This window comes from Candidatus Jidaibacter acanthamoeba (genome assembly GCF_000815465.1).
In the GTDB taxonomy this organism is placed as follows: domain Bacteria; phylum Pseudomonadota; class Alphaproteobacteria; order Rickettsiales; family Midichloriaceae; genus Jidaibacter; species Jidaibacter acanthamoebae.
Window position 1 is genome coordinate 1 of the sequence record NZ_JSWE01000107.1, and the last position, 239, is coordinate 239.

1 protein-coding gene is annotated in these 239 nt (G+C 36.8%); it reads right to left on the reverse strand.

What is annotated here, in order from left to right:
* On the reverse strand, positions 1-239 hold a 239-nt coding region (locus NF27_RS05335), incomplete at both ends, for a type IV secretion system DNA-binding domain-containing protein (RefSeq protein WP_039456711.1).

Below are 239 nucleotides of genomic sequence, written 5' to 3' on the forward strand. Positions count from 1 at the left end.
CATGTAAGTCGCTTACATTTATACTAAATAATTCGCTGATTAAATCTTTAATACTAAAGCGTTTTTCTCTATACGCCTTCTTCATTAACTCGGACATTATTGTTTTAGCTCCTATTGACCAAAACTCACCGTGCTTTTTCTCATCATTACCTACCAGAGCTTGAGCTATTGTATCGAATTCCAGTTCATGCTCTACTTCTTCTAAAATAGACCACCCTCTTGATCTGCTGTCAAACGGG